17 protein-coding genes are annotated in these 19,293 nt (G+C 48.9%); 8 read left to right on the plus strand and 9 right to left on the minus strand.

Features of this window, described 5'->3' with window-relative positions:
- Position 1: 1 nt before the first annotated feature.
- Together MSG33_RS01165 and galM are read left to right on the plus strand one after the other, a co-directional pair.
- The gene (locus MSG33_RS01165) at positions 2–940 is read left to right on the plus strand and encodes a glycoside hydrolase family 43 protein (protein WP_248379475.1); all 939 of its coding nucleotides are present in this window, start codon (positions 2–4) and stop codon (positions 938–940) included.
- 56 nt (positions 941–996) lie between these two features.
- The gene (gene galM, locus MSG33_RS01170) at positions 997–2,085 is read left to right on the plus strand and encodes a galactose-1-epimerase (protein WP_248379476.1); all 1,089 of its coding nucleotides are present in this window, start codon (positions 997–999) and stop codon (positions 2,083–2,085) included.
- Positions 2,086–2,127: 42 nt separating this feature from the next.
- Here galM and araC read toward each other — a convergent pair whose 3' ends face one another.
- From araC to MSG33_RS01195, 5 genes are all read right to left on the minus strand, one after another.
- A complete protein-coding gene (gene araC, locus MSG33_RS01175) occupies positions 2,128–2,964 on the minus strand; it encodes an arabinose operon transcriptional regulator AraC (RefSeq protein ID WP_025540604.1) in 837 nt (278 codons plus the stop codon).
- Between the two features lie 60 nt (positions 2,965–3,024).
- Complete coding sequence (locus MSG33_RS01180) at positions 3,025–3,849, minus strand: Cof-type HAD-IIB family hydrolase (RefSeq protein ID WP_248379477.1); 825 nt, start codon at positions 3,847–3,849, stop codon at positions 3,025–3,027.
- Positions 3,850–4,045: 196 nt separating this feature from the next.
- Positions 4,046–5,548 (minus strand): L-arabinose isomerase, encoded by a 1,503-nt coding sequence (araA, locus tag MSG33_RS01185; protein ID WP_248379478.1) that lies wholly within the window; start codon positions 5,546–5,548, stop codon positions 4,046–4,048.
- A gap of 63 nt (positions 5,549–5,611) precedes the next feature.
- Entirely contained in the window at positions 5,612–6,328 is a 717-nt protein-coding gene (locus MSG33_RS01190) for an L-ribulose-5-phosphate 4-epimerase (RefSeq protein ID WP_248379479.1), read from the minus strand.
- A gap of 2 nt (positions 6,329–6,330) precedes the next feature.
- On the minus strand, positions 6,331–8,007 hold the full coding sequence (locus tag MSG33_RS01195) for a ribulokinase (RefSeq protein WP_248379480.1): 1,677 nt from the start codon (positions 8,005–8,007) through the stop codon (positions 6,331–6,333).
- Positions 8,008–8,417: 410 nt separating this feature from the next.
- Between MSG33_RS01195 and MSG33_RS01200 the strand changes: the two genes are divergently transcribed.
- Together MSG33_RS01200 and MSG33_RS01205 are read left to right on the plus strand one after the other, a co-directional pair.
- A complete protein-coding gene (locus MSG33_RS01200; RefSeq protein ID WP_248379481.1) occupies positions 8,418–9,800 on the plus strand; it encodes an MFS transporter in 1,383 nt (460 codons plus the stop codon).
- Between the two features lie 11 nt (positions 9,801–9,811).
- Positions 9,812–11,794, plus strand: a complete 1,983-nt coding sequence (locus tag MSG33_RS01205; protein ID WP_248379482.1) for a beta-L-arabinofuranosidase domain-containing protein — start codon at positions 9,812–9,814, stop codon at positions 11,792–11,794.
- Between the two features lie 68 nt (positions 11,795–11,862).
- On the opposite strand, the gene MSG33_RS01210 is transcribed toward MSG33_RS01205, so the two are convergent.
- The gene (locus tag MSG33_RS01210; RefSeq protein WP_248379483.1) at positions 11,863–12,864 is read right to left on the minus strand and encodes an AraC family transcriptional regulator; all 1,002 of its coding nucleotides are present in this window, start codon (positions 12,862–12,864) and stop codon (positions 11,863–11,865) included.
- A 131-nt stretch (positions 12,865–12,995) separates the two neighbouring features.
- Between MSG33_RS01210 and MSG33_RS01215 the strand changes: the two genes are divergently transcribed.
- Genes MSG33_RS01215 through MSG33_RS01225 form a run of 3 tightly spaced genes read left to right on the plus strand, consistent with a single transcriptional unit; the run spans position 12,996 to position 15,382 of the window.
- Complete coding sequence (locus tag MSG33_RS01215; RefSeq protein WP_047008061.1) at positions 12,996–13,757, plus strand: SDR family oxidoreductase; 762 nt, start codon at positions 12,996–12,998, stop codon at positions 13,755–13,757.
- 49 nt (positions 13,758–13,806) lie between these two features.
- The gene (locus MSG33_RS01220) at positions 13,807–14,319 is read left to right on the plus strand and encodes a 2,4'-dihydroxyacetophenone dioxygenase family protein (protein ID WP_025633388.1); all 513 of its coding nucleotides are present in this window, start codon (positions 13,807–13,809) and stop codon (positions 14,317–14,319) included.
- 4 nt (positions 14,320–14,323) lie between these two features.
- Positions 14,324–15,382 carry a zinc-binding dehydrogenase gene (locus tag MSG33_RS01225; RefSeq protein WP_248379485.1) on the plus strand — a complete coding sequence of 353 codons (1,059 nt, stop codon included), beginning with the start codon at positions 14,324–14,326 and terminating at the stop codon, positions 15,380–15,382.
- 83 nt (positions 15,383–15,465) lie between these two features.
- Here the strand turns inward: MSG33_RS01225 and MSG33_RS01230 are convergent, their stop codons facing one another.
- The gene (locus MSG33_RS01230) at positions 15,466–16,590 is read right to left on the minus strand and encodes an alkene reductase (protein WP_025547529.1); all 1,125 of its coding nucleotides are present in this window, start codon (positions 16,588–16,590) and stop codon (positions 15,466–15,468) included.
- A gap of 10 nt (positions 16,591–16,600) precedes the next feature.
- Complete coding sequence (grxB, locus tag MSG33_RS01235; RefSeq protein ID WP_248379496.1) at positions 16,601–17,230, minus strand: glutaredoxin 2; 630 nt, start codon at positions 17,228–17,230, stop codon at positions 16,601–16,603.
- A 198-nt stretch (positions 17,231–17,428) separates the two neighbouring features.
- Between grxB and MSG33_RS01240 the strand changes: the two genes are divergently transcribed.
- The gene (locus MSG33_RS01240; RefSeq protein WP_248379498.1) at positions 17,429–18,364 is read left to right on the plus strand and encodes a LysR family transcriptional regulator; all 936 of its coding nucleotides are present in this window, start codon (positions 17,429–17,431) and stop codon (positions 18,362–18,364) included.
- Here MSG33_RS01240 and MSG33_RS01245 read toward each other — a convergent pair.
- Positions 18,317–19,228 carry a LysR family transcriptional regulator gene (locus tag MSG33_RS01245; protein WP_248379501.1) on the minus strand — a complete coding sequence of 304 codons (912 nt, stop codon included), beginning with the start codon at positions 19,226–19,228 and terminating at the stop codon, positions 18,317–18,319. The genes MSG33_RS01240 and MSG33_RS01245 overlap by 48 nt on opposite strands.
- Positions 19,229–19,293 lie beyond the last annotated feature (65 nt).

The following is a 19,293-nucleotide window of genomic DNA, read 5'->3' on the forward strand; positions in this document are numbered from 1 at the left end:
TATGACTGATTTCGTAAATCCCATTATCGAGCAACGTGCCGACCCGCACATCTACAAACACACGGACGGCTACTACTATTTCACCGCTTCGGTACCGGAATATGATCGCATTGAGATTCGTCGAGCAAAGACCATTGCTGAGCTCGACACCATCAGCGAACTAATCAACGCATGGTACCAACCCGATACAGGCCCGTACAGTGACTTAATCTGGGCGCCAGAGCTGCACTTTATCGACAACGCTTGGTATGTCTACTTTGCCGCCGCGCCATCAAGAGAAATCATCGATGGTTTGTTCCAGCACCGCATGTACGCGATTTCTAATTCGAACCCGAATCCAATCACGCCGGAATGGACATTCGAAGGACAAATCGACACTGGCATGGATACGTTCTGTTTGGATGCGACTTCATTCAGCCACAACGGCGTTAACTACTATGTTTGGGCGCAAAAGGACAACAACATTGGCGGCAACTCTAACTTGTACATTGCGGAGTTAGAAACACCGACCAAACTACGTACGGCGCCACAGTGCCTGACCATTCCAGAGTTTGAGTGGGAGCAAATCGGCTTTTGGGTTAATGAAGGGCCGTCGGTTATCCACCGTCACGGTAAATTCTGGATGACTTATTCCGCCAGCGCGACCGACGAAAACTACTGCATGGGCCTGCTCTACGCGGATGAAAACAGTGACTTGCTTGACCCGAAAAGCTGGGTAAAAGCCAAGCAACCCGTGTTTAAAACTAACTGGGAGAAAAAGGTTTACGGGCCGGGCCACAATAGCTTTACCGTCGATGAACAAGGCCACGACTTGCTGGTGTATCACGCGCGCGATTACACCGAAATTGAGGGCGACCCACTTTGGGATCCGAACCGCCACACACGCATCAAACGCCTCATCTGGAAAGACGGTTTTCCTATCTTCGGCGAAGCGATTTAACCCTGCTATCTCAGTACCTGCAATTCGCGGGTACTGTGTTTTTGAAAGGAGCCTTTATGCCCAACAACATCATTCCACCCGACTCGATCAAAGCCGCTATCGAGCGTGATATCTTCACTGATGGAGAACCTGCTAAGGTTCATATTTTACGCAATCATCACGGCATGACGGCCACGTTTATGGACATCGGTGCCACATGGCTAAGCTGCCAACTTCCCACGCCTTCAGGTCAGCGAGAAGTTCTGCTCGGCATGACATCGCTGCGCGATTATCAGTCTCATTCGGCATTTTTAGGTGCGACCATCGGCCGCTTTGCCAATCGCATCGCCAAAGGGAAATTCAGCTTAAACGGACAAACGTATTCTATTACCCGTAACGATAACGGCAACAGCCTACACGGTGGTATTGAAGGTTTTGATAAGCGCCGCTGGTTGGTGAAAGCCAAAAGCGACTCTCACATTACGTACTGTTTAATGTCTCCAGATGGTGACCAAGGATTCCCGGGAAACCTCACCGCTGAAGTCGCGTATACGCTGACGGAAAACAACCAATTGTGCATCGAATACTCGGCGATTTGCGACCAAGACTGCCCGATCAACCTGACCAACCATGCCTACTTTAATTTAGATGGCGCCGAGTCAGGCAAAACCATTCTCGACCATGAATTGCAACTGCGAGCCAACGAATATCTGCCTACTGATGAAGAGCTTATCCCGACAGGCAAACTCAAAGCGGTGCAAGAAAGCAGTTTTGACTTCAATACCGCACAGCGAATCGGAGCGCGTTTACTGGAAGATGAAGACCAAAAGCTGGCCAAAGGCTATGACCACGCATTTACTTTGCCAGAGGAGCTGACTGACGGCGCAAGCACGATCGCTCGGCTGATTAGCTCGGATAAACAGGTGGTGATGTCTGTGTTTACCGACAAACCGGCGATTCAGTTCTATAGCGGTAACTTCTTGGCAGGAACACCTTCACGCACTGGTGAATATCAAGATTATCAAGGGTTGGCGCTTGAAACTCAGTTCTTACCGGACTGCCCTAACCATCCAGAATGGCCAGAAACGAACAAACGCTTTATTACCCAAAAGTCGTTCTATCAGCACCAAACCAGCTACCAGTTTACAACCCATCACAGCAAGTAATCACAAATGACTCGGGCAGGTGAAATTCCTGCCCGATCACGCTTACATCACTTTCTCACGATAGAGTTTCGGGCTTAGACCCGCTTTGTTCTTGAACACGCGTGAAAAATAGAGCGGGTCAGAATAACCAATCAAGCGAGAGATTTGGTTGATGGAGTAGTTCGACGTGACTAGCAACTGCTTGGCACGACTGATGCGTTGATCATCTCGCCATTGGGTAATCGTCATGCCGACTTCATCGCGGAACAAATGCCCTAAGCGAGATGGTGATAAACAGACTAACTCCGCCAATTTTTCATTACTGAAATCTTCGTTGAGGTGCTTGGCCATGTAGTTCAAGACCTCGGTGATACGTGGATCTACGCGCTTCTTAATCAGATTAGGCTGGTTCATCTTGCATCGAATCAGTAACTGCTCTAACAAGTTGAGCGTCAGTTCATCGCTGTATGGCTCGTCCTGTTTGCTCAGCTCTTCTATCTGCTTAAACAGCAGCTCAAGCTTTTCTTGATCGTCAATGTGCACGCCTTTTGTGATAAACACACCGTTGATACAGTTTTCCCACTTAAGACGGTTGATCCAATATGCGCGAGGACGAAAATAAATCCAGCGGTGGTACCAATCCTCCGCCTCTTCTGAGCGGTGATAATAGTGCGGTACGCCGGTCGGAAAGAGCAATAAATCACCTTCGTTGACCGTAAAGGACTCATCACCGTGGAACACGGTACCCTGCCCTTTAACCGTCAGGTTGATGATAAAGCCCTTCATCCCATTCGGACGGTCTATCACAAAGTCTAGATCGTTGCCTTTTGAGATCGGCGTTAAACCCGCAACCAAATGAGCATTGAAGTCATATCCAGGTTTCAATGGATCGTTTTGCATTCTCTCTTCCGTATGACAGCATTAACAAGTGCCGCAAAAGTCGTGCGGCAAAAAAGTAAATCAAAGTGGGAAGAGTTGTTTGAGTAATTGTGCTAACCCTTCGCCATGGTTATCGGTCGTGGTCACTCTATCGGCGTGACGCTTAACACCTTCATCGGCGTGCAACATCACTACACCACAACCTGCCATGCTCAACATGGATACATCATTATAGTTGTCACCAACCGCAACCGCCTGCTCGATATCAAGTTGCAGTGTGGCGAGGTAGTCTTTCAACGCTTGACCTTTGCTGTGGCCTTTCATCGCCAAATCCACGCGATTCTCGCCAGAGAACGAACCAGAAAAGTGCTCAACAATCGCAGGTTCCTGCATAAAGGTATGAAAGTTATCATCGTCACCCTGAACCACGAACTTCCAAACCTCAGTCGCTAACTCCAGTTCGTGGCGAAAGTCTTCGATTTGGTAAATATTAGGTCTTTTCTCAATCGGATAGCTCATCGCCCAACGTTGTAGCGGGATCATGTAAGGCATCGGATTTTGCTGTAAGTACGCCATGCCAGACTCGGTATACATCACCATTCTTAGCGCGTGCTGATTGGCTAAGCTTAAGAAGTCTTTCGCCAAAGATTTAGGAATCGGCATGCTGGTTTCAACCGTATCCGACGCATAGTCATAACGATACACGCCATTACAGCAGATGATTGGCGTATCAATGCCAAGCTCTTCGTAGTAAGGCTTGGCCGCCGTATGATGACGCCCAGTCACCACCATCACGTGATATTTTTTCGCTAGCTGCTGCACACACTCGATAACCCAAGGGTTCAACGTGTGGTCGTCTCTGAGCGTGGTTCCATCAAGGTCTAGTGCAAGCACTTGGTATGACATAATTGTTCCTTTTGGCATCCGCATAAAGATCCAATTTTACTCGATTATTCCGCGCAAGAACGAAATAAGTAACGAAAACGAGGGGTTGAGGGAATAGTTCAAGTCATTGGGGGAAAGAAGGTACGAAGTGCGGAAGTAGATTGGAGAAAACGCCTATTCAACTGAACTCGTCAGCCAAATAGGCGTTGGCGTGTTGTTAGATACCGCTGCTAAAACGGTAGAACAGGCTGTTATGTTTTAGCTCTGTTTTGAAGTCACGAATGGTGGTGTTCTTATCAATCACAACCAGCTCGATACCCGCAAATTCAGCGAAGTCTTCCAACATATCCAAGGTGACGTTTTGCGTGTATACGCTATGGTGCGCGCCACCAGCATGAATCCACGCCGCTGCAGAAACTTCTAGATTTGGTTTCGGTTCCCAAAGTGCGTGTGCCACTGGCAAGTTTGGTAGCTCTGATGGTGGCGTCACGGTATCAATTTCGTTCACCAACAAGCGGTAACGGTTACCCAGGTCAATCAAGGTCGCCACTAATGCAGGGCCAGCTTTGGCACTGAAAATTGCGCGAGCCACATCGTCGGTTTTACCAATAGTATGACGATGGATTTCAATCGATGGTTTGTCAGCCGCAATAGTCGGACACACTTCCAACATATGCGCGCCCAGCACTTGTCCTTCACCGGTTAGGTTGTAGGTGTAGTCTTCCATGAAAGACGTACCGCCTGACAAACCTTGACCCATGGTTTTGATGATGCGTGTCAGTGCGGCTGTTTTCCAGTCACCTTCGCCGCCGTAGCCGTAGCCTTTTTCCATTAAACGTTGCGTTGCAAGTCCAGGCAGGTTAGTCAAACCCGTCAGGTTTTCGAACGTGTTGACAAACGCCATGCAGCCACGCTCTTGCAGGAAGGTTTCCATTCCGAGTTCAAGACGCGCTTCGTTCTTAAGAATTTCTAGCTGTTCCGGCGTTTCAAAGATCTCAGGTGCGATTTGATACGTGGCGCGGTACTCTTCTAGCAGAGCGTTGATCGCGCTGTCTTCCACTTGGTTGACAACTTCTGATAGTTCACCCAAACCGTAAGCATGCACTTCAAAACCAAACTCGATTTGCGCGCTGACTTTGTTGCCTTCTGTTACCGCAACTTGGCGCATGTTGTCGCCAAAACGAGCAACGCGTAGGGTGTGGCTTTCGTGCCAGCCAATCGCTGCGCGGCACCAGTGGTCAAGCTGCTTGCGTACCGACGCTTTTTGCCAGTGACCAACGATAACGCGGCGATCCAAACCAAGACGCGTGCCGATAAAGCCAAATTCACGGTCACCGTGCGCACTTTGGTTTAAGTTCATGTAGTTCATATCGATGCTTTCCCAAGGCAACGCTTCGCTAAACTGGGTATGCAAATGAACGAACGGTTTGTTGAGTTGCTTAAGACCTGAAATCCACATTTTTGCTGGCGAGAAAGTATGCATCCATAGCACCACACCCAGACAGTTTTCGTCGTTGTTCGCTTGTTGGCAAACGCTCACGATCTCTTCTGGCGACTTCACCGTCTCTTTACAAACAATCGACACACACACATCGTTGCTCTGGTTAAAGCCTGCAACGATCTCTTCGCTGTTCTTTGCCACTTGCTCCAATACTTTAGGACCGTAAAGGTGCTGTGAACCTGTGATAAACCATACAGATTTGTTTGTTAAATCTTTCATAAGTGCCTCTGTTATTCTGTGTCGCATGGTCGCCTCGCCAATTGGCCAGGCGACGATTGTTGGTTACTTTTGTCCGTAATACGCGTCTTTACCGTGCTTGCGCAGGTAGTGCTTATCCAGCAAAGTCTGTGGAATCGGCAACGTGCTCGGATTGATGGTCAGGGTGCGGAACGCCATTTTGGCGACTTCTTCCACCACCACCGCGTTATGTACGGCGTTGTGCGGATCGGTTCCCCAAGTAAATGGTGCGTGCTCGCGAACCAAGATGCCGGGAATCGCCATCGGGTCACCCTCACCAATCGTTTCGACGATCACTTTGCCAGTATTCAGCTCGTAATCGCTTTCAATCTCTTGTTGAGTCAAAGCGCGCGCGCATGGAATATGGCCGTAGAAATAGTCCGCGTGGGTGGTGCCAAACGCAGGAATCGCCGCGCCTGCTTGAGCCCATGAAGTCGCATAAGACGAATGGGTATGCACCACACCGCCCAATTGAGGAAAAGCGCGGTACAGCTCTAGGTGTGTTGCGGTATCCGAAGAGGGTTTCAGAGTGCCTTGAACCACCGAGCCATCCAAGTCGACGATCACCATATTCTCTGGACAAAGATCTTCGTAGGCAACGCCGCTTGGCTTAATCACCACCAAGCCAGACTTGCGGTCGATACCGGAGACGTTGCCCCAGGTAAACGTCACCAACTTATGAACTTGCAAGTCCATATTGGCGCGCCAAACTTGCTCTCTGAGCTCAGGGAGTAGCAGCGGATTTGAGATCACGTCCTGCATGCTTATGCCTCCTTCTGTTGGTCAGTCAAGGTTTCAATGTGCTGACCTAGTTGTGAGTACGCCTGATGACGGCCTTGATAAAAATCCGCACGGCGTTGAACTGGGGTGTATACGTGTCGGATTGGGCTCGCCATTGCCGCCTGCGCTTCGCTCACACTGGCATACGCATCCGCAGCAACAGCCGCGAAGATAGCCGCACCCAAGGCGCAACACTGGTCGGATTCCACCACGGCGATGTCACGTCCCATCACGTCGGCACAGGTCTGCATCACCAGTGGTGATTTCTGCGCAATCCCGCCTATCGCCAACACGCGATTCACGTCGACGCCTTGGGTGGTCATGCAATCCATGATCGCCTTGGCACCGTGAGCGGTAGATTCCACGAGGCTGTAGAAAATGTCAGGCGCTGAGCTACCAAGGTTTAATCCACTCACCACGCCTTTCAAACGCTGGTTGGTATTTGGTGTTCTGCGACCGTTGTGCCAGTCGAGGCTGAGTGGTGAATGCTCCGTTTGTGGGTGTTCAATCGCCGCATCGGCCAGCATTGGGATCAGGACATTGTCGAGGTTGTCGAGCAGGTGCTGGTCTTCAGGGTGCTTAGCCACCCATTGTTGGATTGGCCACATCAATAAGCGTTTGTACCACGCATAAACATCACCAAATGCCGATTGACCCGCTTCGAGCGCCACCAGTTGAGGAAGCGCGCTGCCTTTCACTTGGCCGCAAATCCCTTCGATGGTTTTATCACCCAGTTGCTGTGGGTCAACCATCAAAATGTCGCAGGTAGAAGTGCCGATCACTTTCACTAGGTCGTGCTCGCCCGCACCCGCGCCGACTGCGCCCATGTGGCAGTCAAATTCACCGATAGCGACTGCGATACCTTCCGGTAAGCCAAAGCGCTCAGCCCATTCTGCCGACAGCAGCCCGGCTTGTTGGTCTGAGGTATATACGCGGTCAAACATACCCTCGCGAATACCGTCCAGAGTTGGTGAGATTGCGGATAGAAATGCTTGCGACGGCAGACCGTTCCACTCATCATGCCAAAGCGCTTTGTGCCCCGCCGCACAGATACCACGACGCAGATCATTCGGTGCTTGGTTGCCGGAGATTAATGCCGGAATCCAGTCACATAACTCGACCCAGGTGTAAGCTCGCTCAGCGACTTTTGCGTCCTGCTCGCCGATCCATGCGGCTTTCGCCCAGAACCATTCTGACGAGTAAATGCCGCCGACATAACGGGTGTAATCAGGGAAATCACCGCTGTGCGCAAGCTGGTTGATACGCTCCGCTTTTTGAATCGAGGTGTGGTCTTTCCACAAAATGAACATCGCGTTCGGATTGTGTTCAAACTCTGGCAACAGCGCCAGTACATTGCCGTCTTTGTCCACTGGCGCAGGGGTTGAACCTGTGGTGTCGACGCCGATACCCACAACGCTTTGTCGTACTTGTTCTGATACTTGTGCCAGCGTCTCTTTGACTGCGGCTGTCATCGCTTCGATGTAGTCGCGAGGGTGTTGGCGAAACTGCGACATCGCCGCGTGACAATATTGTCCTTCCATCCAGCGCGGATAGTATTGAACGCCACACGCCACTTCCTGACCTGTGGTTGTATTTACTAATAAAGCGCGAACAGAATCAGAGCCGAAGTCCAGACCAATCGTATATTTTTCAACACTCATAACTGCCTACCAATGATTGAAAGTGAAGGTTTGTTTTCATTTATTTAATCGGAGCAGCGTGGGGAGCACCATTCAGGCATCGGCTAAATATATAGACAATATCGCTAGGCAGTTAAGAGTGCTATTTCGATCGGTTTAATAAGGGCTTGCTGGATAGCGTTAGAAAGCATAAGAAATAGCGAGCATATAAACGTTTGCTAAACCTAGAAAACAAGCTCTTTAAAACACTATTTCCTTTATAAAACAATAAGTAACAGAAATACATCTTCAAAATAATCGTTCTGAAAAAGTTGCTATATGAATGGATAAAATCGCTATAAATTTTTCACGTGATCGAGTTCGCTTTATTTCAGATTCACATTCCTAAACTAACGCCATTCCAACGTGAAAAATTCAAAGGGTAACTAATTATGGAAAATGTGCAGGCGATATCGCCACCAGTACAAAAAGATGGGTTAACGATCCGCGAAAGGATGGGATACGGATTCGGTGATGCTGGCGGTACAGTCATTACTGGTTTGATTTCTAACTTCTTAACCTTTTTCTACACCGACATTTTTGGTTTAACACCGGCGATCGTTGGTACCATTTTCGTCGTGCTGCGCATCTTTGACGCCGTTACCGACCCTTTAGTTGGCGTGATTGCCGATAAAACAGAAACCAAACACGGCAAGTTCCGCCCATTTATCTTATGGACCGCGGTGCCGCTAGCGCTAATCTGTATTATGACCTTTACCGTCCCAGATCTTTCTTACGGCTGGAAAGTGTTCTACGCGATTGTCACTTACTTTGGTTTGTCGCTACTTTACACCCTTAACAACGTCCCTTATTGCGCGCTGATCACTCGCATCACGGATAATCCAGCGGAAGTGATCTCTTGCCAGTCTTATCGCTTTGCCATTTCAGGCGTCGCTGGTTTTGCTGTTTCGGCTGGTCTTCCATTCTTGGTGACTTACTTTGGTGAAGGCGACCAAGCGCTAGGCTACCAGGTTGGCGTGGGTATTCTCGCATTTGCGGCAATGCTGATGATCCTTTTCTGCTTCTTCAATACTAAAGAACATATCAAAGCAAAAACAACCAAGTTTGACTTGAAGAAGAACCTGAAAAACATCCGTCAAAACGACCAATTGATCCTCACTTTCATCATGTCGCTACTGCTGATCACCATCTTCAACACCAAAGGCGGCGCGGCGATGTACTTTATCACTTACGTGCTGAATGAAGGCGGGACTTACGTATCATGGTTCTTTGGTCTGGCGACGCTTGGCGGCATCATCGGCGCGTTGATTCTTCCTTACTTCACCCAGCGTTTTAAAGTGCGTGACATCTACTTTGCGATTAACGCAATCCTAGCCGTAGCTCACTTTGTAGTGTACTTCGTACCGGGAGACAGCCCGACTCTATGGCTTGGCCTCGTCTTTATCTGCTGTGTGGTGTTTGGTTTTGCCCTACCGCTGCACTTCACTATGGTGGCGTTTGCCGACGAATACGGCGTATTCAAAACTGGGGTCAGAACATCAGGCATGAACTTCGCGTTCAACCTCTTCTTTATCAAACTCGCTTGGGCGCTATCTGGTCTTATCATCAGCGGCGTATTGGTTGCGGTGTCTTACTCTGCTGGTGCAGAGAACCAAACGCCGCTTTCGCTACAAGGTATCTCGCTACTTTCAACCATCATCCCAGGCGTACTGCATTTACTCCTTGCTCTGACAGTGAAGCGTTTCTTTGTCGATAAAGAACTGCTTTCCAGCTTAGCAATGAAAAAATTAGAAACTGGTCAAGCATCTATTTAATGGGTTTTATCATGAAAATGACTTCCATCAAGCCACTTGAAATCGCATTACAAAATATTGATATTCAAGACTCCTTTTGGCTTAACTATCAAAAATTAGTGAAAGACGTTGTGATTCCGTATCAATGGGATGCGCTGAATGACAACATCGAAGGTGCAGAGCCAAGCCACGCGATCGATAACTACGCAATTGCAGCAGGCCTACAAGATGGTGAATTCCACGGCATGGTTTTCCAAGACAGTGATGTAACCAAATGGCTGGAATCCGCGGCGTACATCTTAGCGAAAAATCCAGATCCGGCGTTGGAAAAAACCATTGATGACATCGTCGATTTACTCGCTAAAGTGCAAGATGACAACGGCTACCTAAACACGTATTTCACGATCAAAGAACCAGAGAATCGCTGGAAAGACCTATGTGAATGCCACGAGTTGTATTGTGCAGGGCATTTGTTTGAGGCGGCAGTGGCTTACTATCAAGCGACGGGCAAAGATAAGCTGCTCAACATCTCTTGCAAATTTGCCGACCACATTGCCGACACCTTTGGTCCTGAAGAAGGTCAAATTCAAGGTTATCCGGGCCACCCAGAGATCGAACTGGCGTTAATGCGCCTATACGAAGTGACGGGCAACCAACGTTACTCTGATCTAACAGACTTCTTTATTGAGCAGCGTGGCAAAGAACAAGATCCACATTTCTACGATCAAGAACAAGCCAAGCGTGACGGTGGCTACCATTACAACGACCACGGCCCGTCTTGGATGATCAAAGACAAAACCTACAGCCAAGCGCACAAACACTTGAGCGAACAAAAAGAAGCGATTGGTCACGCGGTTCGATTTGTCTACTTGTTGGCGGGTGTAGCTCATCTGGCGCGTCTATCGAAAGACCAAGAGAAGTTCAATTGGTGTAAGGACTTGTGGCGTAACGTCATCGACAAACAGATGTACATTACTGGCGCGATTGGTTCTCAAAGCCGTGGCGAAGCATTCACCACCGATTACGATTTACCAAACGACACCGCGTATACCGAGACCTGTGCATCGGTAGGTTTGCTGATGTTTGCCAACCGCATGCTGCAAATCGAGAGCGACGGCGAGTACGGCGACATTATGGAGCGCGCGCTGTACAACACCATCCTTGCGGGCATGGCGCTAGACGGCAAACACTTCTTCTACGTCAATCCGCTGGAAGTTACGCCGAAAGTGATTCATGCCAACCACAAATACGACCACGTCAAACCGGTACGTCAGGCATGGTTTGGCTGTTCATGCTGTCCGACCAACGTCGCTCGTACACTGGCATCTTTGGGTCAGTACATTTTCACCGTCAAAGAAGATGTGGCGCTGGTGAACCTGTTTATCTCCAATCAAGCCAAACTGGAGCTAAACCAGCAACCGATCACGCTGAGCATTGACGCCAATATCCCGCAAAGCGATAAAGTGTCGATCAGCGTAACAGACGCCAACCAAGTCAGCGGTTCGATTGCGGTGCGCGTGCCAAGCTGGTGTGCCAATATGGGCGCGACGCTCAATGGCAGAGCCATCGACGTCAAAGCCAACAGCAAAAAGGGATACCTGTACATCACCAACACTTGGAATAGCGGCGATAAGATTGAAGTAACGCTGCCGATGGAAGCGTTTTTTATCCAAGCGAATCCGTTGCTGAGCGTCAACTTTGGTAAAGTCGCGGTGCAGCGTGGACCTTTCGTTTACTGTATTGAGCAAGCGGACAACGGCGAAGCGTTGCACACCATTAAGGTTGACGCCAAATCTGGCCTGAAAGAGGTGGAAGGCGAAGGATTATTTGCTGGTAGCGTATTGCTGAAAGCGAGCGGCTCTAAAGTGGTTATCCAAGACGCGCCTCAGCAAGCGTTGTACCACCAATATCCGTACACGCCGCAAGAGCAAACTTGCGATATCACCTTGATTCCTTACTACGCGTGGGCCAACCGTGGGGAAGGTGAAATGCGAGTTTGGATAAACGAAAAGTAACCCGCCAATTTAAACATTAACCAAAAAAGACGCCTCAATGGCGTCTTTTTATTTGCGTGAGTAAGTGGCTACTCACTGCTGTTGTCTTGTCTCCATTGGCTAGGCGACTTTCCTGTCCAACTGCGAAAGTGGCGGCTGAATACCGCAGTTTCTGCATAACCCAGTTGCAACGCGATATCGGTAATACTCTGAATATTCTCACTTAAACGCTGCTCGGCGAAATCCTGACGCACTTGCTGCAACAGCTGTCGATAACTCGTGCTCTGCTGCTTTAACTTGCTTTGCAGCATTCTCGGATGCAGGTCTAATGCTCTTGCAACGCGCTCCACGCTGCATTCTCCCGTCGACAACAAACGACCAATCATATTCGCTGCTTGATCACTCAGATTGTTAGGATAACGGGTTTGTAAATACTTGAGGTGCTGCTGAAAGTGGCGACCCAGTGCGTCTTCGTCTTGGTGATTCTTAGCGTTGAGCAGGTTGGCTTTGAGCAATACACCGTCAAACTTATCACCAAAACGCAGTTTGTTCTGTTGGGCAAACTTGCTTTGCTCTACTTCCAATGTTGCGTGTTGAGTCAAATGTAGCGCGAAGTGGCTTGCTTCAATATCGAGCAAACTGGCGATAAACATGGCTAAATGTGACACACTGAGCTGCATCAACTGCGCAATACCGCGGTCACTATTCACATCAATATTGAGCGACAATCGTACCCAATCATCTTGTGGCGTCATGTTGAGAGTAACGCCTGACGAATGCAGATAGAGATAATCATTCACCCGCGCCAATGCATCACCGACCGTTTCAGCACGAGAAACCAGCATCGGCAAATCGCCTAAACTTTGCAGGTTTTGGCGCTCGGCGAGTAACGCACCAAACAACGGTTGCTTACAACGAGCAGCCGCTTCTTCCAGTAATTCAGCCAACCTAGGGTAGGCGAGATAGGTATCGGGATCGCGAAACTGCGCGGCAGACAGGCCAACAGCGGCCATTATCTCTTGCGGATTCTGACCTAATTCTGAAACCAAGCTATCAAATTTATCGGCAGCGCCACTTCGTACGATATACATGTCTCGATTTTAAAATGTTAACAAGTTGTAAATCGCAATATATCAAATTTACTTCGTAAAAGGTCAAGTGAGTTTCTGTGAGTTGATCTAAGTTACATTTCGATAACAACAACGCATGGATGAGAAGCTGTATGGAACTTATCAATAAAACTGCCATCGTGACTGGCGCTGCGGGTGGAATTGGGCAAGCTATTATTGCAAAGCTAAGAGAGCAAGGAGCCAAAGTGCTTGCTGTCGATATTTCAGAGCAATCACTGCAAATGTACGCAAGTTTTGGCTCTAAGCAGTTGGAAACCTTTGTTGCGGACGTCACCGATTACCAACAAGTCGAAGCCATGGTGAGGTACGCGGTCGAACAATTTGGCTCACTTGACATCATGGTCAACAATGCAGGTATCGGCGCACCGAAACCTCTGCTTGAACATGATCCTATCGCCGACTTTGAGCCTATCTCTAAAGTCAACCAAAACGGCGTTTACTATGGCATTCTCGCCGCTGGACGACAATTCCAAGCGCAAGGGACACCGGGCGTGATCCTCAATACCTCTTCCGTTTACGCCCAAATGGCCTCCGAGATGACGTTTACCTACAACGTCAGTAAAGCCGCAGTCGATATGATGACCAAATGCGCCGCTCTAGAGTTAGCGCCTCTGGATATTCGTGTGTGTGCCGTCGCTCCGGGACGTGTCGATACTCCGATGTTAAGGCAATACGAAGAGATCGGCTTGTGGAACCACATCCGCAAAGAACAGATGCGCCAAAACTTCACGCAACCAGAAGAGATTGCCAACGTGGTAGCGTTTCTTGTCAGCGAGAAAGCCAACTGTATCAACGGCTGCACCATTAGCGCATCTGACGGTTTCGAGAATTTTAAGTACCCGCTCATGGGATAGATGGAATAGGCGAGCACGCCAAATTACAGCAATAGTGAGGATGTAAGTTATGTCATTACCAGAAGTTATTCAGCATCAAGATTTCCTATTAACTCTTAATACTAATGAAGAGTCGATCATTAAAGACGCGCTACCGGGTGTTGATGTTTACCCGCTGTTTCTTGACCCAGAAAATGGTACGTGGGTGATTCGCGCCAAGTTCAAACCGGGTATCACTCTGCCTAAGCACTTCCATACTGGTGTGGTGCATTTCTATACACTGAGTGGCGCGTGGCACTACATCGAGTATCCAGACCAAGTCCAAACCGCTGGTAGCTACTTATATGAGCCGGGCGGTTCGATTCATACCTTTCACTGTCCAGAAGAGTCGGGTGGCGCAGATGGCTTTATGGTGATCCAAGGTGCGAACATTAACTTTGACGAAGAGGGTAACTTTATCAACATCATGGATGCAGGTTGGATTGAGCAAGTGGTGGTTGCCGCTGCCAAAGCGCAAGGCTTCACTGCGCGCTATATCAAACCGGGTGCGATTGCTGCCCTGAGTGATGAGCTAGCGGAGTAACCCCATGCAACAGATGAACAGTATCGTAATGCAGGATGGTAGTGTCCGCCTGAAGCAAGTCGAAATCCCCAAACCCGCAGCGGGACAAGTCTTGGTTCGTAGTCTCGCCTGTGGGATTTGTGGCTCCGACCTACACATTACTCGACACGCGGAAGAGGTGTTTGATGTATTCTACCAGCTCGGGTTGATGCCTGATGAAGTAGGTGAGCACGCTCAAGTGATGTTGGGACATGAATTCTGTGCGGAAATTGTCGAATACGGTGCCGATACGCAGCAAACGTTGCCTGTCGGTAGCCGAGTCACCTCTGTGCCGATGTTGCTCAGCCAAAATGGCGCAGGCGTTGGTGTCACTCCGGGTACTTACGGCGCTTACTCTGAGTATTTCCTACTTGATGAAGCGCTCCTACTGCCAGTGCCCGACGAAATACCGTCTGAAGCGGCAGCGTTAACCGAGCCGCTGGCGGTCGGTTTGCATGCGGTCAATCGCAGTGAAATCGAAACGGAAGATACAGCGCTGGTTGTCGGTTGCGGCCCTATAGGGCTGGCGGTGATTGCAGCGCTCAAACAACGCGGTGTGAGCAACATTCTTGCGGTCGATCTTCAGGAAGAGAAGCTGCAACTTGCCAGCGAGTTTGGCGCAAATCGATTGATCAACCCGACCAAGGAGGACGAGATCGCCGTCGGGGCACAGTATGGAATGAATTCACGTTTGGTCATCTATGAGTGTGTTGGCAAACATACTTTAATTGATGATTTCATGCGCCGTGCTCCTGCTCGAGCACGAATCGTTGTATCAGGCATTCATACGGCTCCAGCAACCATTAACTACGCGTACGCGACGGTAAAAGAGCTCGATTTGAGATTCTCTTACTACTACCAACCGCAAGAGTTTGAGCAATGCCTTCAAGCGATTGCCGAACACAAGTTGCCTTGGCAGAAAATGCTTACAGCCAAAGTGGGAATCGATGGTGTGGAAGACGCGTTTAGACAGTTAATGACGCCAAATGATTACATCAAAGTGGTGATCGAGCCTTGGCGCAGCGGCGCGTTAGAAGTGATTTAACTCTTAGCCAGATTAAGCTAGCTAAAACCAATTTTAGTTTGGTGACAGCCCCAACCGTAGCAGCTAGGTTGGGGCTTTTTTTGTTAGGCCTGTTCTGCGTATTCCTGTTGCAGAGCAGGGTAATCGGTGTAGCCTCGTTCGTTTCCGCCAAACAACGTTGAGCCATCGAGTTCTGCCAACGGATGGTGATGTTGCAAGCGAGAGACTAAGTCTGGGTTTGCTACGAATGGTCGTCCGAATGCGACAAGATCCGCGTAGCCTTTCTCTAATACTTCGTTTGCTCGTTGAGGATCGTAGCGACCTGCGACAATGATAGCGTTGCGAAAGCGCTTTCTAAGTTCGATTCGAAACGTCTCGGGAATCGTTGGTGCATCGGCCCAATCGGCCTCGGACAAGTGCAAGTAGGCAATGTCGCGCTCCTGTAGCTGTTTTGATGCTTCCAAGATTGTTGGCACGATATCTGGGCAGTCCATATCTTTAAACGTAATGAATGGTGCCAATCTCACTCCAACTCGATGCGCACCAACAGCGGCGATAACTGCATCCACTACTTCGATAAGAAAACGGATACGATTTTCTCGTGAACCGCCGTAGTTGTCTGTTCGATGGTTTGAGTTGGTTCTTAAGAACTGATCGATCAGATACCCATTCCCGCCGTGGATTTCTACACCATCAAAACCCGATTCAATGGCGCGTTTGGCTGCGTTCGCGAAATCACCGACAACTCGGTTGATATCCGCTTGTGTCATGGCGCGTGGCTCAACACAATCGACCATATTGCCGTTGCCTTGTTCATCCGCAATCCAAACTTGCGTCTCTACCGGAGCGAGCGCAGATGGCGCGATAGGCTGTTCACCATTTTGGAATGTTGGGTGAGACACTCTGCCCACATGCCATAGCTGACAAAACATCGCTGCGCCTTGTGATTTGACCGCTTGGGTCACACCTTGCCAGCCCGCCACTTGCGCATCGGTGTAAACGCCAGGTGTGAACGAATAGCCTTGAGAATCGTCCGAAATTTGTGTGGCTTCGGAAATGATCAGCCCGGCAGAAGCGCGCTGTTGATAATACGTTGCCATCATCTCATTCGGGATGTTGCCCGGCTGAGTGGTGCGTGCGCGAGTCATTGGTGCCATGACAATACGGTTTTGTAGTGACAACGCTTTCAATTGAGCTGGTTCAAACAGCTTATTTGTTCTTTGTTTCATGATGCGCTCCTTAGATAAGTACTGGCACGTTGGTCGCTTTACGAGCGGTTGCCATCCAGTGAAGTACGGCTGGATCCCATTGCACTTCGGGCGCACTGAAAAAACCACGTAGAATGGAGAACATAATGGCCTGATCAACCAGTGACGTTTGCTTTTCTGAACTTAGGTTGAGCAAGGGTTTGGTTTGTTCTATCAAAGCGGCGACTTCTTTCGCAATCGCAGGTGTATCGTTAATCAAAGCTTCAAAATTTAACGCTTCGGTTTCCTTTTTTGCACGCCATGCTTGTTTAGCGGTTTCTGTTGCAAATTCCGGTAACGTCATGTTTGACCAACGCGGATACCCGACTTTTTGTAGCGGTAAAAACGCTTGTTTTTGCCAGTCTAAAACCGCTGTTGAGGGTTGGCTGTTCTCGCTGGAAGATGCCAGCTCAAGGAAGTAGTTGATGATGTCTAAGCTTTCCGCCATGGCTTCACCATCGCCTTTGATCAAAAGAGGAACTTGTTTTGTGCCGATGATGTTTGTGGTGGTGCTCTCGTCGTCATAAGCAATGTTGATGACGTCGAGCTGAATATTCAGCATGCCTGCAACAAAACGGACGCGGGCGCTAAAGGGGCAATGTTCATAAATGTACAGTTTCATTTTTTGTTTCCTATCTCTGGCTGGGCAGGGCGTGTTGTTGTGCGTTGAACAGTATTACGGCGTTTAACTTTGCCCTGTCACATAACGTTCTGGGTCTAAACAATGTCGATAGGGTCAGTATATGGATTCGACTTAATTTGATAATTGGGTAATATCTGAATTGATTATTCAGTTTTTCCAAATAATAAGGGCGCGAAGATGGATAAGTTTTCGGATATGACGTTGTTTGTCAGCATCGTTAAACATCAAGGTCTGGCAGCGGCGGGAAGGGAGTTAGGTTTATCTCCGGCGACGGTAACGGCAAGACTGCAAGCGATAGAAGAACGCTATGGCGTAAAGCTGCTCAACCGAAGCACACGCCACGTATCACTCACGGACGCAGGGGCAATGTACCATCAAGCTTGTCTGAACATCATTGATAGCGTGAAAGAGACGGAAAACTTGCTGCAAACGGGTATTTCGGAAGTGCGCGGAACGTTGAAAATTTCAGCTCCACGAGATATTGGCAAACAAATTATTTCGCCGATGGTGTCGGCTTTTTCTGAGCAATATCCGGATGTGACGCCTTATCTTTATCTTAATGACAATTTATCGAACTTGGCTGAATCGGGGCTCGATTTGGTGATTCGTTACGGTGAGTTAGCGGACAGTAATCTCATCTCGCGCAAGCTGGCATCGAGTCAACGTGTGCTGTGCGCGTCACCTGATTATTTGGCGAAGCAAGGTGTCCCAAACCGCCCACAAGATCTCGCGGCTCATCGCTGCTTAGCCATGGTGCGCAGCAATGAAGAATTAAAAACGTGGCATTTTAAAGATGAAGAGTCTCACCAAACGATCACGGTCACGCCAAAGCGATTTTCTGATGATGGTGAAGTGATTCGACAATGGGCGTTGGACGGTGCGGGGATTGCGTTGAAATCGATTTTAGATATTCAGCAAGACCTAAAACAACAACGTTTAGTAACGGTTTTGGATGGGTATATGAAAAACTTCAGCGCCTTTTCGCAAGGCGCAGAAGCGGATCTGCACGTCATTTATCAAAGCCGCCAATATCAAGCGAAAAGAGTTCGCCTGTTTTTGGACTTTCTAGTTGAGCAATTTAGCGCGCTGAGTGATGCCAGCAATCAGATCTAGATGCGATTCCGAGGTTTCTCGTCGGTGGCGATAAATCCCGACGGTGCCAGGGTTTGGTTCGTTTACCATGGTTAAGCATCGTAAGCCAAAGGATTCCAAATACGGTTGCAGATGGCGGGTATAAGACATCACCGCGACGCTTTCTTTCAGTACATCAATACTGGCGAGCAGAGAATCCACTTCGTAAGTCGGTCTGTCATCCAGTTGCTGCCTTTCGCGTTCATTTTGTTTCGGGATTGGGTTATCGATGACGTGAGAGAATTTCTTAGCGTCATAAGTGACCGAAAGAGCGGGGTATTCGTGCAGCATTTCTTCGGTGACGGTTTTCCCTAGAAGTGGGTGGTTTGGGGAAACAAAATAGGCATCAACCGTTTGAAATAGTGGAATAAACGTAACATCGCATTTAGACGACAAGCCGACAATCTCGTGGCCGATGAAGAATTCAATCTGTTCGTTGATTAATGAATCCATCAAGCCTAAGTGGTTGCCAAATTCGACGTGCGTAGATGCCGATGGCTGCTTGGCCAGATGTTCATTGAGTGCTTGTTTGACGAACAGCGGCCACCACGCATCGCCAGTACCCATTTTAATTTTTCCGACTTGGTACTGTTTCCGTTCATCAATGCTTTGCATCATTTGGTTGTATTCATGCTGCATTGCGTTGCTATGGCGATAGAGGATGCGCCCGTATTCGGTCAACACCATGCCATTAGGGTGACGTTCAAACAGCGTCACGCCGAGATTCTCTTCCAGCTTCTTTAAATTGCTTGTTACCGTTGGCTGGCTTAACCCTGCCATTCTTGCCGCAGCACTGATGCTTTGGCAGCGTGCAACCAGTAAAAATTGCTGCAGAGATTTGTCCATTTTCTTTCCCCTTTAATAACGAGGGGTATTTTGCACAATTTCATTTATAAATCACAAATCTGTAA

It is taken from the genome of Vibrio sp. 1CM7H (assembly GCF_023161645.1).
Taxonomy (GTDB): Bacteria; Pseudomonadota; Gammaproteobacteria; order Enterobacterales; family Vibrionaceae; genus Vibrio; species Vibrio diabolicus.

Bases quoted from the DNA above. Each gene is read 5' to 3' on its own strand.
- MSG33_RS01220 (WP_025633388.1), top strand. From the start codon at position 13,807: ATGTCATTACCAGAAGTTATTCAGCATCAAGATTTCCTATTAACTCTT.
- MSG33_RS01190 (WP_248379479.1), bottom strand. From the start codon at position 6,328: ATGCAGGACGTGATCTCAAATCCGCTGCTACTCCCTGAGCTCAGAGAG.
- MSG33_RS01225 (WP_248379485.1), top strand. From the start codon at position 14,324: ATGCAACAGATGAACAGTATCGTAATGCAGGATGGTAGTGTCCGCCTG.
- galM (WP_248379476.1), top strand. From the start codon at position 997: ATGCCCAACAACATCATTCCACCCGACTCGATCAAAGCCGCTATCGAG.
- MSG33_RS01210 (WP_248379483.1), bottom strand. From the start codon at position 12,864: ATGTATATCGTACGAAGTGGCGCTGCCGATAAATTTGATAGCTTGGTT.
- MSG33_RS01195 (WP_248379480.1), bottom strand. From the start codon at position 8,007: ATGAGTGTTGAAAAATATACGATTGGTCTGGACTTCGGCTCTGATTCT.
- araC (WP_025540604.1), bottom strand. From the start codon at position 2,964: ATGCAAAACGATCCATTGAAACCTGGATATGACTTCAATGCTCATTTG.
- araA (WP_248379478.1), bottom strand. From the start codon at position 5,548: ATGAAAGATTTAACAAACAAATCTGTATGGTTTATCACAGGTTCACAG.
- MSG33_RS01245 (WP_248379501.1), bottom strand. From the start codon at position 19,228: ATGGACAAATCTCTGCAGCAATTTTTACTGGTTGCACGCTGCCAAAGC.
- MSG33_RS01240 (WP_248379498.1), top strand. From the start codon at position 17,429: ATGGATAAGTTTTCGGATATGACGTTGTTTGTCAGCATCGTTAAACAT.
- grxB (WP_248379496.1), bottom strand. From the start codon at position 17,230: ATGAAACTGTACATTTATGAACATTGCCCCTTTAGCGCCCGCGTCCGT.
- MSG33_RS01180 (WP_248379477.1), bottom strand. From the start codon at position 3,849: ATGTCATACCAAGTGCTTGCACTAGACCTTGATGGAACCACGCTCAGA.
- MSG33_RS01165 (WP_248379475.1), top strand. From the start codon at position 2: ATGACTGATTTCGTAAATCCCATTATCGAGCAACGTGCCGACCCGCAC.
- MSG33_RS01205 (WP_248379482.1), top strand. From the start codon at position 9,812: ATGAAAATGACTTCCATCAAGCCACTTGAAATCGCATTACAAAATATT.
- MSG33_RS01215 (WP_047008061.1), top strand. From the start codon at position 12,996: ATGGAACTTATCAATAAAACTGCCATCGTGACTGGCGCTGCGGGTGGA.
- MSG33_RS01200 (WP_248379481.1), top strand. From the start codon at position 8,418: ATGGAAAATGTGCAGGCGATATCGCCACCAGTACAAAAAGATGGGTTA.
- MSG33_RS01230 (WP_025547529.1), bottom strand. From the start codon at position 16,590: ATGAAACAAAGAACAAATAAGCTGTTTGAACCAGCTCAATTGAAAGCG.